This is a genomic window from Laspinema sp. D2d, assembly GCF_025370755.1.
Lineage (GTDB): Bacteria > Cyanobacteriota > Cyanobacteriia > Cyanobacteriales > Laspinemataceae > Laspinema.
In genome coordinates, this window is the sequence record NZ_JAMXFC010000014.1 from 33,001 (window position 1) to 48,148 (window position 15,148).

General features: G+C 49.1%; 11 protein-coding genes. 1 reads left to right on the forward strand and 10 read right to left on the reverse strand.

Annotated features, from left to right (window positions below; all coding sequences use genetic code 11):
- Positions 1-199: 199 nt before the first annotated feature.
- From NG796_RS11600 to NG796_RS11635, 8 genes are all read right to left on the reverse strand, one after another.
- Positions 200-2,557: a response regulator gene (locus NG796_RS11600; protein ID WP_261206843.1), complete on the reverse strand. Its 2,358-nt coding sequence runs from the start codon at positions 2,555-2,557 to the stop codon at positions 200-202.
- Positions 2,554-3,276 carry a chemotaxis protein CheW gene (locus NG796_RS11605; protein WP_261206844.1) on the reverse strand — a complete coding sequence of 241 codons (723 nt, stop codon included), beginning with the start codon at positions 3,274-3,276 and terminating at the stop codon, positions 2,554-2,556. Before NG796_RS11605 ends, NG796_RS11600 begins: the two co-directional genes overlap by 4 nt.
- 581 nt (positions 3,277-3,857) lie before the next feature.
- Positions 3,858-5,609, reverse strand: coding sequence for a methyl-accepting chemotaxis protein (locus NG796_RS11610; RefSeq protein ID WP_261206847.1), 1,752 nt, complete (start codon positions 5,607-5,609; stop codon positions 3,858-3,860).
- Between the two features lie 459 nt (positions 5,610-6,068).
- On the reverse strand, positions 6,069-7,397 hold the full coding sequence (locus NG796_RS11615) for a CheR family methyltransferase (RefSeq protein ID WP_261206848.1): 1,329 nt from the start codon (positions 7,395-7,397) through the stop codon (positions 6,069-6,071).
- 2 nt (positions 7,398-7,399) lie between these two features.
- Positions 7,400-7,861, reverse strand: a complete 462-nt coding sequence (locus NG796_RS11620) for a chemotaxis protein CheW (protein ID WP_261206849.1) — start codon at positions 7,859-7,861, stop codon at positions 7,400-7,402.
- A 349-nt stretch (positions 7,862-8,210) separates the two neighbouring features.
- Positions 8,211-8,747, reverse strand: coding sequence for an adenylyl-sulfate kinase (cysC, locus tag NG796_RS11625; protein ID WP_261206850.1), 537 nt, complete (start codon positions 8,745-8,747; stop codon positions 8,211-8,213).
- Between the two features lie 142 nt (positions 8,748-8,889).
- Positions 8,890-9,321 (reverse strand): hypothetical protein, encoded by a 432-nt coding sequence (locus tag NG796_RS11630; protein ID WP_261206851.1) that lies wholly within the window; start codon positions 9,319-9,321, stop codon positions 8,890-8,892.
- Between the two features lies 1 nt (position 9,322).
- Positions 9,323-10,765, reverse strand: a complete 1,443-nt coding sequence (locus NG796_RS11635) for an SLC13 family permease (RefSeq protein WP_261206853.1) — start codon at positions 10,763-10,765, stop codon at positions 9,323-9,325.
- A 569-nt stretch (positions 10,766-11,334) separates the two neighbouring features.
- Here NG796_RS11635 and NG796_RS11640 point away from each other — a divergent pair.
- Positions 11,335-12,687, forward strand: coding sequence for a hypothetical protein (locus NG796_RS11640; RefSeq protein ID WP_261206855.1), 1,353 nt, complete (start codon positions 11,335-11,337; stop codon positions 12,685-12,687).
- 124 nt (positions 12,688-12,811) lie between these two features.
- Here NG796_RS11640 and NG796_RS11645 read toward each other — a convergent pair whose 3' ends face one another.
- Positions 12,812-13,285, reverse strand: coding sequence for a BON domain-containing protein (locus NG796_RS11645; protein WP_261206857.1), 474 nt, complete (start codon positions 13,283-13,285; stop codon positions 12,812-12,814).
- 230 nt (positions 13,286-13,515) lie between these two features.
- A complete protein-coding gene (locus tag NG796_RS11650) occupies positions 13,516-14,232 on the reverse strand; it encodes a general stress protein (protein WP_261206858.1) in 717 nt (238 codons plus the stop codon).
- Between the last annotated feature and the right edge of the window lie 916 nt (positions 14,233-15,148).

Genomic DNA, 15,148 nt, shown 5'->3' on the forward strand with positions numbered 1-15,148 from the left:
TACCAAACAATCAGGTAACCCATTCAAAAAAAAGAGCCTGTTGATCGCCGAAACTTTCCCCGGTGGGAAGTCACTCTTTTTGTGCTACGCTCCTCCCGAAAGCATCTGGGCTGGCCGACTAGAAAGGGATTTTCACACAAGGGTTCCAAAAGAAGCATCTGCTGGTGTGTTCTTAGAGCTTGCCCCAACCTGGGTGGGATCAAATTTCATCCGGGCTCCCAATCATATCCATGACGGCATTTAAAAATGTATCATCATGAAAACTACTTTTTGTCAAGTAATAATTTGCCCCCGCTTCTAATCCTAATAATCGGTCTTCTTCGCGGTCTTTGTAAGAAACAATAATCACCGGAGTAAACTTTAGCTTGGCATTACTTTTCAGGTGGTTAACCAGTTCAATCCCATTCATGCGGGGCATATCTACATCGGTAATAATTAGGTCGTATTCCCCCGTTCGGGCAGCATTCCAAGCATCAATTCCATTGACTGCAACATCGACGTTGTAGCCTTTATTTTGTAAGAGTTTACGTTCCATTTCCCGGACGGTAATGGAATCATCAACCACGAGAATTTTTTGATAACGTTTGGACTCTTTGACTTGGGCATCCTGGGTGATTTGACTTAACCGGCCACTACTTAGAAGCAGATCGAGCGATCGCACTAAATCTTCTACATCAATAATTAATACCGGCGATCCATCTTCCATTAATGCCGCAGCACTAATATCCCGGACCTTGCCGAGACGGGGGTCTAGGGGTCGGATGACCAAATCTCGCTCACCGAGAAAGCGATCGACGACCAAGCCATAATAGTTCAGGCGATCGCTCAGTACGATCACGGATAACAATTCATCATTCAGTTCGCTCTTTTCCAATTCCAGAACTTGATGAGCACTCACTAGACTAATATTTTGACCATTGAGGGTAAAATACTGCCGGTTTTCTACTACAAAGATATCCCTACGTTGAATCTGAACAATGCGATCGATTCGGGTCAGGGGAAACCCATAGGGTTCAGAAGAAATATCGACTAACAAAGTGCGAATAACCGATAGGGTTAAAGGCAATTGAAGATGAAAACGAGTCCCTATTCCCAATTCTGATTGAGCACGCAATAACCCGCCAACCTCCTGCATCATGCCCTTGGCAATATCTAATCCCACACCCCGTCCAGAAATTTCCGTAACCTCAGTAACCGTGGAAAAGCTGGGTAAGAATAAAAATTCCATCAATTCAGCTTCTGTGAGCTGATGGGCGAACTCCGGATTCACCAATTGATTTTTAATTACCTGTTGCCGGACCTCGGCTAAATTGATGCCGCGACCATCATCAGAAATAGTAATTAATAGCATTCCACCGCGATGAACGGCTTCGAGTCGTACGGTTCCTTCGGCAGGTTTTCCTTTTTCAATCCGTTCGCTCGGCGATTCTATCCCGTGGGCGATCGCATTTCGCAAAATTTGAGTCAAGGGAGCTTCTAGCTTATCTAAAATATCGCGATCAACCTTGGTCGCTTTCCCTAATATTTCAAATTTTACCAATTTACCTAACTGTTTAGATAAGTCTCGCATCATGCGAGGAAAACCCGCGACCCCTTCCGCAAAAGGTCTCATGTGACTATCAATCACTTCCCGATAGAGACGGTCAGAAAGGTTAGCAAAACGACGGGCAAATAATTCGAGATCGTTGATGCGGTTATTTAGGATTTCTAGGCATTCTTTTTCTTGAAGTTGGGCAGTTTCCAGATGATTTTGGGTAGTTATAGTCGTTTGATGTTCGCTCAATGAGCTTTCTAGTTGTTCCAGGGTTTTTGATAATTGCGTCTGGTGTTTTTTGAGTTTGAGTAGGGAATCGGCAAAGGGTTGTAACCAATTGGCTTCAATCAGGGACTCCCCAGCGAGACCCATCAATCGATTTAAGTTGTCTGCACTTAATCGGACGACCCGATCGCCACTGGATCGAGAGGACGAGGGAGATTGCGCCTTGGGTTGCAAAGGTTCAGGTTCAGGAATCGGAACCAGGAGGGGGGGAGGCGGGGGTTCAACGGGGTTGAGATTCGGTTGTCGGGTGGGTGGGGGGATAGGGGAGCGATCGCCTAAAATCTCAGGTTCTGAGGTAGCTTGGGGATAGTCTTCCGGAGTTCCCGGGGAGGCGATCGCCTGAATTTGACGGGCGATTAAATCAATTTCCTGCTGATGTTCCTGCATCCAGCTTTTTAACTCGGGTTCCTTGACTTTCCCCATACTCAAAAGCAGATCAACACCGGACAGGAGAATATCAATATGGTCTTCTGCAATTGTAATCTGACCTTCCCGGGCGGCTACAAAATAATCTTCCATCACATGAGCGATATGAACCGCCTCATTCAGTTGAACGATCCGGGCTGCACCTTTAATTGAATGAGCACCGCGCATTAAGGCTTCTAGTTCTTTACCGGACTGGCTATGATTTTCTAGCCTTAATAAATTTTCATTTAACAGGGCCGCCTGAGTTTCCACTTCCATTCCGAATAAATCCAGCATGGAGAGATGGCTTAAATCCAGTTCATCGTTATTCACAAAATCCTCCGTTTCAGGCTAGAAAATAGAAATTCTTCGTCGAGATAATTTACTTTTTTGTCTTGCCAATTTACAATCCATTTTGTATAAGTGACCGGGGCTTTTGAAACCACCGATGGGACTTCTTCAAGCAAGTGGCGATCGCAGCGGTGAATCCCCTCAATTTCATCCACAGAAAATACCCAAATATCACCTTTAACATTCACCACAACCATGCGCGAATAAACCGTCCGAGTCGAATCTCCTTGTAGGTGTAAGGGTTTCGGATGAGTGCCTTGCCGTTCTAAGCCGAGGAGATTGCTCAGAGAAATGCAGGGCAACAGTTCCCCGCGAATATTCACTAAGCCTAGTAAAATTTCATTCGTCCGGTGGGGTAAAGTATGAAGGGTACAAGGCTGGGTTATTTCTTGGAATGTAGAGGCAGCCAGGGCTAACCATTCTACTCCCAGGCGAAAAATAACCAGAGAAAGCGGCTCAAAGAATTCTGCCGTTGCGCGTTGGAGTTGGGGAAGGGCATTGCGATCGCTCGTTATAGCGGTTGGGGTTTGAGCCAGTAAATTGGTCCATTCAGCCCGGTAGTTTTCCGGGGCTTCCCGTTCCAATAAATTGCGGCCTGCGGTAGTATAAACGGGGCAGTTTCGGCAATGGATGACTGTATTAAGTTCGGGACAAGAGCGATCGCCCTTTATTCCGATTTGATTCCAGCACTTTTCAGTCATAGAGCAAGCTTAAATAAAGGGGAGAATGGTCCATAGCAGGACAGCCAGATCAGCAGTAATATAGCGCTTCCCACAGTTATAGCGGTTCAGTAGACTCATGAGGTATTCTAGGGAGCATCTCATTTTGGCACGAAGACCTGACCTCACCCCCCTGCCCCCCTCCCCTTAGCAAGGGGAGGGGGGTGAACTGTTCTACATTGAGATGCTCCCGTATTCTATAAAGCCCTTCTCCCAAATCGGGAGAGGGGTTTGGGGTCAAGGTGCTGTTGCACTCGCATCACAAGCGCTATATATAGATAGTTGGAAGTGCGAGCATCTGGCTTGCTAGGGTCAAGAGTAAGGAAGATAAAATGTATCCAGCACACTTATAGAACCCACTCCCGTCAATATCTTTACCTCATGAGTCCAGAAACTGCTATATCGGCGATGACGAGTCGGAGGATCAAGAAACCTGACTCGGTAAACGGGACCGTTTTTGGGATTCCCGGGCGCTAACCTCTATCTTGGGGAGGATGGGGGTTGGGCGTAAAACCCCGACCCGGGTCACCGAGGGGCCCGAAGTCTCGAAAACTGACGGTCCCTTAGACTTGCACCTTAAAAAACGAGATTTCTCGTTGCAATCCTTGAGCCGCTTCATTTAATTGCTCCATCGCCCGATTGGTATCTCGGAGAGATTGGGCGGTTTGGCGGGATGCTTCACTCAGTTGAACCATTGCATCACTAATTTGTTGAGCCCCTTCGGATTGATCCTCCATGCCTTTAGTAACGGCATCAAATCGGGGGGTCAAACTTTGAACCCGCTCAATAATCTTGGCAATTTGTCCGCTAATGGTGCGAACATCCTCGACTCCTCGGCTGACTTCTGTGGTGAATTTATCCATTTCCATCACCCCAGTGGAAACGGCGGATTGCATATCTTTGACCATACTTTCAATATCCAACGTGGCGATCGCGGTTTGGTCTGCCAGACGGCGAATTTCCCGGGCAACCACGGCAAATCCGGTGCCATATTCCCCCGCTTTTTCCGCTTCGATCGCCGCATTGAGAGAGAGTAAATTAGTCTGATCTGCCACTTTGGTAATGGTCGTCACCACGCTATTAATATTATTGGCTTTTTCACTAATCACCCCCAATTTTGCCGAAATTGAGGCGGTCGCATTGGCTAATTGGCGCATGGTATTTTCCATCCGCACGATTTCTTGTTGGCCGGTTCCCGCTGCGATCGCCGTTTGTCCCGCCAGTTCCCCCACTTGATCCATTGTTTTCACTAATTCGCTCGAAGTGGCCGCAATTTCTTTGGCGGTGGCAACCACTTGGTTGGTAGAAGCCACTTGTTCCGTAACCGTCGCTTCTAATTGTTTACCCGAGGCCGCCATTTCCGTAGTGGAACTGGTGATTTGAATTCCCGAATGTTGGACTTGACGAATTAAGGAATTTAACTTTTGGGTCATCTGAGCAAAAGCAACTGTTAATCTGCCGATTTCGTCCTGAGTGTCCGTCACACTCACCGGGGTGGTGAGGTCACCCGAGGAAATCTTTTCAGCAACTCGCACCACCCCCACAATTTTGGCCCCTAGGGGTTTGGCGATCGTTGTACTAAAATAAAGGCCAAAAACAACAGCCGTTAAAGGACCGAGGAGCATCCCCAGAAACACCCAAAAACTACTTTTCGCCACATCTTGTTCGGCCTCTTTGACCACTTGATTCGCCATATTTTCATTGTATGCTAAGACCTTTTCCAGGGTTTCTTCTGCAGCTTGAAAGGCGGGAATACTACTCTGACTGCGTTGGTCATTCATTTGTTCTAAAAGTTCAGCCGCAGCTCGGGCCTTAGCCATTTCGGGACTATTGCCTTGACCGGCCTCCCATAACCGAACCTGAGTTTCCCAGGGTTGTAAAATACCGGCGGATTCAAATTCTTGATTCAGTTTTAGGTAGTCTTCATGGACTTGTTTCCACTCATTCCAAGCTTCCAAAAATTGATTATAAAGGCGGAGTTCTTCCGGATCAAGTCCGCTGATATTATTGTATTGGGCAAATCCTTCATTAATTTGTTGCCATGCTGCATTGATTCTTTCTTTAGCAAACAGTCGGCGGTCATTGGAACTGCGGGGATTAACGAGCAATCGTTCCGAGGATTGAATTTGGGTCTGACCTTCGTTGATTTTCCATAAGGCGATCGCGCTGGGCATGGCGTTAGCTGTAACGGCATTGAGGCGATTACTTAACCGATAATTTCCCCCCCACCCGACTAACGCAACGCTGAATACAATTAAGCCCATAAATATAAAAGCTGCAAGCATTCGAGCTTGCAAGGAAAGATTCCGCAACATTCTTTTTTTTCCTTTGGTGTTGAAATAGTATGGATTGGTTCATTTAGACCTCTTGTCCAATACCGGATTACTCCCCCTTTCCCCCTATGAGAGCCCCGTCCCGTCCCCCTGAGAGTCCCGTCCCGTCTCCGGTCGATCCCCCTCCCGTCCCCCTTAAGAAGGGGGAAGCCGAAGGAATAAATGTTTAGTTCCTGGGGGAAGCCGGAGGAATAAATGTTTAGTTCCTGGGGGAAGCCGGAGGAATCAATAGGCTTCTTGCAAAATTCTTTAAAGCCCCCCTTAAAAAGGGGGGTTGGGGGGATCAATCCGGATTTTTGCAAGAGATCTAATGTTGATTGATCGGGGGAAGCCAGCGGAATCAATGTTGATTTGTTGGGGGAGGCTAGAGGAATCCAGGTGAGTCTCACAGGGGGCTTCAGAGAATCCAAGCCAGAAGTCTAGTTATCCTAAACTGCTGAATCATAGAGTGGTATTCCCCTGAGATTTTAGGAGTCTTTGGATCCGCTGGCGAAGGGCCGAGGCATGGGTAAGATCTCCATAAGATTCTTTGAGTAAAAGTAGATGCATCAAGGCTTCATAGTGGTGGGGTTCGAGGTAAATGGCTTTCTCCCAAGATTTTTCCGCACGCTCAGGATGCCCCGCGCTTTGGAGTATTTCCCCTAACAAGACATAAGCATTGGCATCGGTGCGATGCTGACTGAGGTAAGTTTCGCATAGCTGGGCCGCTTCATCCAATCGTCCGAGATCAGCTAAATGTCTAGCTTGAATCAGAGGAGACTCAGGGAATCGCGTCGGGGAGGGGGGTATAGTAGAGGCGATCGCCCAGGACGTTGGAGGATATTCTCTTGTAGCTTCTGGGGTCGGTTCCCCATAGAGGGGTTTGGATTCGGGTTCCACTCCCGAGAGGGCCGGAGGGGGGCTGCGCCGGAAACGTCTTAATGTAGAGTAGTCCGGCTCATTGGGGGGGACACAGAAGCGATCGATACCGTCGCCTTTTTGTCGCTTGCGGTAGGCAAAAGTCATGGAATGGCGGATGGAGATAAAACGCTTTTCAAGGAGGGGTCCCGCTTCGGCAGACCCGACAAAGAGCAGTCCCGTCGGAGATAATAAGCGATTTAACACTTGCATAGCGCGATCGCGAGCCACCGATTCCAGATAAATTAATAAATGACGAAAAAATATAATATCATAAAGCGGTTTTTTATATAAAAAAAATGGCTCTAAAAGATTACCTTGGATAAAATTTACGGTCTCTTTAACAACCGTTGAAAGTTGATATCCGTGAGGGGTTTCCTCAAAATAGCGGTGGCGAAAGCCCAAATGGTGACCCCGGAATGAATGCTCTCGATAGAGACCCTGTTTGGCTTTTACTTGAGCTTTTTGACTAATATCAACCGCATCAATCACAAAACTGTTTGGGGGTAAACCCGCATCTAGGAGCATCATAGCGAGGGAATAAGGTTCTTCTCCCGTAGAACAGGGAACGCTTAACAGGCGCAGAATCCCTTCCGGATGGGTGGGTAACCAATCAAACAGGACGTAACGACGGAGAAATGCAAAGGATTCAGGTTCCCGAAAAAACCAGGTTTCGGGCACGACGGTTTCCTCAATGAGCGCCTGTAATTCTTGAGGGGAACAGAGCCATACATTGAGATAAGTCGCTACATTCTCAACCCCACAAACCTGCATCCGCTCTCGAACCGCTGTGGCGATCGCATGAGAACCCAGGGTTTTAGGGTCTAATCCGATAGTCTTTCTAAGTTTGCGTTCAATTTCGTCCCAAACCATTGCTATTCAATCTCCTCCGTTGGCAATAAGAAGGCTTGAGCTTGCTTGGAAAGTAAAGACTCCAACCGCAACTGCTGGATTGTCCCTTGTTCATCCATAATAATTTGCCCTAAATAGGCTGCATTCTCTAAGTGAATCCCCCCATCCTTAAATTGAGAGTCTAGGACATCTACCGTATCCGTTACTCGTTCTGCCATTAACCCAATCAGTCGCGAATTCTGATTGGGTTGCTGATAATTGACCAGAATAATGCGCGTGCTTAAGCAATGGCGAGAGTCACTACCTTGAATCAAATGAGATAAATCAAGAACGGGAACAATGGTTCCTCGGTAATTAAAGAATCCCGCCATATATTCCGGGGCGTGGTATAATTTTCTCAATTCAACAAGGGGAATGACCTCTACCACCGGGGAACAGCTTAGGGCATACCGATCAGGCCCGACATAAAACAGCAACATTAACATCGTTTAACTTGAGCCTAATCCGGCACAATTAGGAAGGAAGGATAGAAGATAGGTATATCTTTTATTGTAGCGTTCCTTCCATTCCAGCGGGTTCCTCGATGGATGGGCAATAGCGCGAGATTTTGTTAAGAAACCCGGTTTCTAAACCCCTACCTTGGACCAGAAACCGGGTTTCCCCTTAGATTGATGGCGAATGGCGAGAGAGGGAGTGAAGAAACCGGGTTTCTAAACCCCTACCCTGGACCAAAAACGGGATTTCCCCCTGAGATTGATGGTGAATGGCGAGAGATTTTGTGAAGAACCCCAGTTTCTTAGCCCTCTGATACCGATGCTTTTGAGTCTTCGGCGTTTAAGCTTGGGTGATATAACCCTTGTCCTTGAGATATTGCAGCACCTTGGCGATACTTTCTGCCTCGCTTTCGTCTTTGGTGGAGCATTCAATATCCGGGTTCAGGGGAGCCTCATAAGGGTCATCAATGCCGGTAAAGTTTTTAATTTCCCCTGCGCGAGCTTTTTTGTAAAGGCCCTTGACATCCCGTTCTTCGCAGACTTCCAGAGGAGCATTCACGTAAACCTGAACGAAGTCACCAATCCGATGACGAACTTCTTCGCGGATTTCACGGTAGGGGGCGATCGCCGATACCAAAACGATCACCCCATTGCGGGTTAATAAATGAGAGACGAAACCGATGCGGCGAATATTTTCGTCGCGGTCTTCTTTACTAAAACCCAGACCTTTCGTAAGGTTTTGGCGAACGATATCTCCATCGAGGATTTCGAGTTGATATCCGAGCGATCGCAGTTCTTGTTCTACTCCCTGGCTAATGGTGGTTTTGCCTGCACCGCTCAAACCTGTAAACCAGACCGTGACACCACGCTGTTGCATTTTGACTTAACTCCAGATATTGTGCAATAAACGACTGTTTCTCAAGCACCCTTCAAGGCTTTTCGATTGTACAGAAATTTGTCCCCCTGTTAAATGGCTGGTTTTGGGGGTCCGGGATGGCAACCCCACAGCCTGGGAGGATTTAATCTTCGGGAATCCATTCTAAGGGGCCGTCTAGGGTTTGAATCAGGGGAGTCAGGGCATGGGACCCCGTGACGAAAATTTTCTCCGGTCCTGGGGTAGACAACCCACTGAGATAACTGCGGATTCCCTGTTCGTTAACCTCAGTTTTTACCGCCATTCCCCTAGCAACGGCCCGATGAGAGACTTCTTCTAAAATATCGTCGGCTAAGGCGCGATATCCTTCCATCATGGAGATCTGCAAGGTCCGACGGGACCCAATTCCCAACCAGCCATTTTCTCCCAAGTCCCGCATCAGGTCATCAATCGCCTCGGGATCAATGGCAAAGGTGACCGTTAAAAGGCTCTGGGTTTGTTCGGCTTCCTCAAAGGCAAGATTAAGCCCTTTTTCATACCCATACGGGTTGGTTAATACGAGTAAAATTTCTGCCATGTCAACCCCTCAATCCGACTAAGGGCCAATAGAATTGGCTAATGCCCAGGAACACCACAATCGAGATAATATCAAGCCAGACTCCCCAGCGCAGGACTGCCAGAGGATGAACATAGCCGCTACTGACCGCGATCGCCAAGGCGGGGGTACTCACGGGCAACATGAACCCCAAACCAGCGGGAATCACCACCCCCAGGGTCATGGCACGGGGTTCAATCCCATATTTTTGAGCCAGGGCCAGGGCTACGGGTAGAATGACCGCTACGGCGGCAGAATTGCTCATAAATTCAGTCATTGCCAATGCAATGATGGTGACGGCGGCAAAGATCACGAGCGGGGACTCTACTCCAAAACCCAAGAGGAGTTGGGTGAGTGCAGAAGCGGCCCCCGTATCATTGAGTGCGGCAGACAGGGCGATCGCACTGCCATACATGATAAAAATCCCCCAGTTGACATCTTCTTCAACTTCACCCCAATTTGCCACTCCCAGAATAAACGTTAAGATGACTCCCAACAAGGCAATCACATCTAAACCCCAGCGATCGCCTAGGGTGATCCATAACAGAATGGTCACGATTAAGATTCCGGCGGTCATCATTTCCCGGCGAGAAATCTTCCCAAGTTGCTGATTCCGCTTTTCCAGGAACCGTCGCGCCCTTGGCAGGGAGACTTCTTCGGTTTTTCCCACTCTCTGGAGGACGAAAAAGGCGATCGGCAACAGCACCAGCACGACCGGGGCCACAAATAGGGTCCACTGGGCAAAGGAAATGGTTTGACCTGTAGTATTTTGGAGAATCCCCAAGGCTAGAGCACCCCTAGCCCCCCCGAGTAGGGTGGTATTCGAGCCAATCACGACGCCCCAGGCGAGGGATAAAAAGGCCGCTACCCCAAAGCCTTTCCCAGGTTTCGCCCCAGCCGCCCGCACCACCTCCAGGACAATGGGAAATAACATGGCTGCCACGGCATGAGCACTAATAAAACAGGACATCAGGGCGGAGAGTCCTAAAATGGCTGCCAGAATCTGGCGCTGGCTGTTCCCACATCGGGTCACTACGGCTAAGGCAATCCGGGTACTTAGCCCCGATCGCATGATGGGACTGGCAAGAATGAAGGCCCCGAGAATGAAAAACACCGCCCGGTTGCCGAAATAGGCGTAGGTTTCCTGGGCGGAAATTGCCCCACTAAAGGGCAGCAAGAACAGGATGACGATCGCGGTAACCGGCAGGGGAAGCAGGGTTGTCCCCCAGGAAAACGCAGCTAAACCAAAGACGGCAAAGGCGCGTTGTGCACTGGGTTCAAACCCGGGAAGCGGGATGAGTAAAAGAATGAAATAAATCGCTACCGCGATTAAATAACCGATCCAGCGCTGCTGAAAGAGTTGCGATCGTTGCCATAAGGCACTGATGCGCTGGGAGACAAACCCAAAATACTGTTTTAGGCCCATGTTTTGGTGTTAAAAGGGGTGAAGCGCAGTGTTGATAACAGTCGGTAGAAGCCCTCTGCGAGCGACGAGGACAAGACAGAAGGCTGGATAAGAATCAATGGGGAATTTCCGACAGATTCAGGTCATTATAGGCGATCGCCTTCTCCGTTCTAAACATTTTTCCACCGCAAGTCCCCCCGATTGGAGGTCAGTGGTTTTTAGGATAGATTTTAGATTTGCCTCCATCGGGTTATAATCCAAAATCCCGTTGTCAGAGGTCTGCAAACACCTGCACCCTGTTCTATGAGCGTTCCACTTAGAAACGGTGGGGCTACAGGGACAAAGCCAGCGGGCGCGGGGGTGGAGCGAAAAATTACTTTTAATAACCGGATTTGGTATGAGATAATCAAATACAAAACTTACGCCTATCATTGATAATTTCACCCCTACATTTAGGAATAATGAGTAAGTCTTAGGAGGGCGAGCCTCTTGCGGGCGAGGAGAAGAGGGAGCAAGATGCTTGTACTCCTGAGCAAAGGCTGCGCCCAGACCATCCCAGGTGACCCAAAACCATTACCCAGGTGCTGTTTATGGTTCGTTTAAGCGATCGCTCGTTTGATATCCTCCGTGCGGAAATTCAAAAATCCAGTGGGTCCGATCCCGCCAGCAAACTCCAGCAGAGTCTGGCTTTGAAGCGCTTAGAAAAACTTCGCCTCCAATCGGGAGAGCCCGTCACTGCGGCAGAAATCCGAGAAACGCTGATAGATATTTATCCCAACTTTGATGAACAAATCTTGCAAGCGGCAGAGAAGGCGAATCGTCCCCCAGGACCTTTAAGTGTTCTCCAATGGATCCCCGTAGCGATCGCCGGGGCGGCAGGAGTCGCCGCCGTGATTTGGGTGCTGAATCTTCCCTATCCGATGATTCGCCGTCCAGTTTCCAAGACGCTTCCGGTGGTGTTGCTGCCGAGTTTTATCAGTATGGACCATAATTACCGGGAAGCCATTTCCCTGGTGGAACAAGCGGATCAACTGGTGAACAATGCCACGAGTCGGGCGGATTTTGAGTTGGGAACCCAGAAAGTTCAGGCGGCACAAAAACATCTCGATCGCCTGCCGGTGTGGTTTTTGGGCTATTATCCGGAGCGTTACTGCACCTTGTTTGGCTGTAGCTGGCAGTTTACGTTAGATGAGTTTGAGGCAGCGCGTAAGGCGATCGGACGGATGGAAGCGACGCTGTTTCAGCAACAAAATGCGCAGACTCAGCTTTCCGACGTGGAAACGGCCCTGAATACGGCGAAACAGCAGTACCAACAGGCAACGAACCTCACGGAGAAACAGCAGGCGATCGCGGCATGGCAGTCGGCAATCGATCAGTTAGTGGAAATTCCCCCGGCAACCTTGGCGAGTGAGATGGCACAACCCAAGCTGACAGCAGCAATGCGGGATTTTGAGCAGGTGGTGGGTTCGGCAAAGGGAAGTTTGCAAACAGCGACGACGATGGATGCGGCAAAGGCATTTGCGATGCAAGCGGCAGTCGCCTCCCAAAATCCCCCCCATTCTGCGGCACAGTGGGAGCAAGTTCAGCGGTTGTGGGATATGGCGATCGCCCGTTTGGAACAGGTGGAAGCGGATGCGCCGGACTATTTGCAAGTCCAGCAAAAACTGGCGGAATATGAAGTAAATCGCGGGATTGTGGTGACGCGCTTAGAGGCGGAACAGGAGGCATTGCAAACCCTCAACCGGGCAAAAGAGGCGATCGCCAATTGGCAGGAGTTGGTAAGAGTCCAGGAAGATAGTCTCGACTGGGGGAGAGTCTCGGGCGACTTACGGAAAATTATCACCCAATTGGAACAAGTGCCCGCCGGAACCACTGCCTCAGCCGAAGCACAGGAGTTGCTGAAATTTGCGCGAGACAAAAATAAACAGTTACAGGGGTTTTAGGATTGCCGGGTGAAAGACATTTAACCCCCAGCTACGCTAAAAGTGCGTTAGACAAACGCCTAACGCACCTGGATTATTTCAAGCCAGGTATAATCATCCTCGCGATAATTATACCTTACTTGTTCTATTGATCTGCTGGAGCGGGAGTTTCAGCGGGTGCAACGATTTGTGCATCTACTTTCACCTGTTTTACCCCGCGAATTTCTTGGGCTAAAGTGGCGATCGAATCATATTCTTGTTGGTTCGGAACCGTTCCGGTTACGCTAACAACCCCCTCTTCCGAGGTTACCGCCAACTTACCTTGGGGGATATTCGCTTCGAGTTTGCTGCGAACTTCACTCGCTAAGTCATCGTCCGATCGATCCTCGGCGTTACCCACGGCATTGGTTCGCTCTTCGCGCGCTCGAATATCGCTATCCAGTTGAGCGCGGCGAGTCTCATCCCGGGCATCTGCGTTGGTTTCTTCTACTTGAGCCGGTTCCTCAACGGCTCCATCAGGACTACTGGGAGCATCAGCACTGGTCCGTTCTAAGTTCTGACAAGCACCAGCACCTAACAAAATAGTAAGTCCGACTAAGAAAGGAGTAATCTTTTTCATGGTTTTTTCCTGAATTTTTTTAGGTTTAGGGTAGATGTGCGATTCAGTGTTCAGGGCTTAAACTCCCTGTTTTTTAGGGGTCCTCCGTACTTGTGAATCGCCCCAATTGAAACTATCTGTTTAAAATTCTCTATGAGAACACAAGAGATCGACTGCTGGAACCCTGTCAAATCAGTTCATTCAAGGCCAAGGGTTCCAGCCTCATTCTTGGCTTAGAAAAAAGTTAAAGTTTAACGGCGGATATCCCGTTCGGTCGTATGGTCCACGACCTTCACTACGTTATCCTCATAGACAACATCGCCATCGTTGCGAACTACGTCTCGTTCCCGTTCAACGACAGGGGTCCGATGTTCGACCACGGTTTCTTGATGACGAACGACATCGGCTTGATTATGGGCACCCGCAGTATGGTGAGCGTCATACACGCCCCATTCTTCAATACCACCCTGGTTTAAAATCATATCGGCACGGGCGATATCCGCTTCGCTACCATCTACAATCACTAAATAATCACCACGGGAGACGCGATCTTGATACACTCGGGCGCGTTCTTCCGGAATACCTAGGCCGACTAAAGCACCGATTAGGCTCCCAGCCGCTGCACCGATCGCTGCACCACCGGCAGTCGTTGCCAACGCCGTTGCGGTTGCACCGGCTAACATGATAGGACCAATGCCGGGAATAGCAAGTGCACCCAAACCGACGAGTAAACCCGCAATGGTTCCGATCGCCCCTCCGGTTGCTGCACCCACCGCTGCACCTTCATCGGCTTTGTTGCCTCGGTCATCACCGTGGAGGTCATCGGAGATCGGACGATTTTCATCCTTGGCAATGACAGATACGCGGTCCATTGGGAAACCACTATCTTTGAGTTCCCGCAATGCCCGTTCAGCTTGACTGCGAGTGGGAAATGTACCAACGGCTCGTTTTTGGTATGTTATAGCCATGTTTCCTCCGGCTTAAAAAATTAGTTTGGAAAAACTATATATCTTTCCGTCTTACATCTCAATTACACCACGTTGGCTCGGGAGATTCATCCCTCGAAAGGGTGAACTTATAAAGCAACAGGCGATCGCTCTGTGTGGGTCGGATAAGAGTCCCAACCCGAACGCTACTCCGGAATTGAGCGATCAATCCGTACAGTTTTCTCGGGGTTTTGGGGAGTTTACCTCTACCCCTATTGAGAGATGAAGCGGCGATCGGGCAGTAGCGACAACCAGCAGGGGTTTAAACCCCGCCTCCTAGCTCAAGTCGGTTAAAATCGGACTAAAATAGCGACTTCCTACAGAATCTGGTTTTGAAAGTCTATAAAACGCCGAACCCTGTTCTATGAGCGTTCCGCTTAGAAAGGGTGGGGAGGAAAGCGTCATCCAGAAAATCGACTTTTAACCACTGGATCGAATATTAGTTGTGCTGATCCTGCTTCGGAGTAGCGACGAGGACCGAGTAACCAGCCATTCCCCGCTACTAAGTCCTTGGACCTGATTTTAAGCCCCACCAGTCCCTGTCTGTAAAGGCAGTAAAATGGCGATCGCCCGAGTTATGAGAGTTCTCCACCCTGAAGCAGGAAACCCAAATTCCCAAAATCCCCGCCAAGACCCTACATTCTGCTAACGAGGGGCCTTTGAACTCGGCGATCGGAACCGTACAAAAATACCACATCCACGGGACCTTTTAGGTCCGTTGCCTGGAACTCCATCAGATTAGAGGCATCCTAACTCTGCGCAATCTGCACCCCCTCTGTTCCGCAACCCTACAGGACTTTAATAGGGAATTGACGCCTATTCCCCTAGATTCTTAATTCTTTTTTTCTCAGCCGAAGGTAAGCCAGGGGGAACCTGTCGGTACAATAGATCCTAAGTC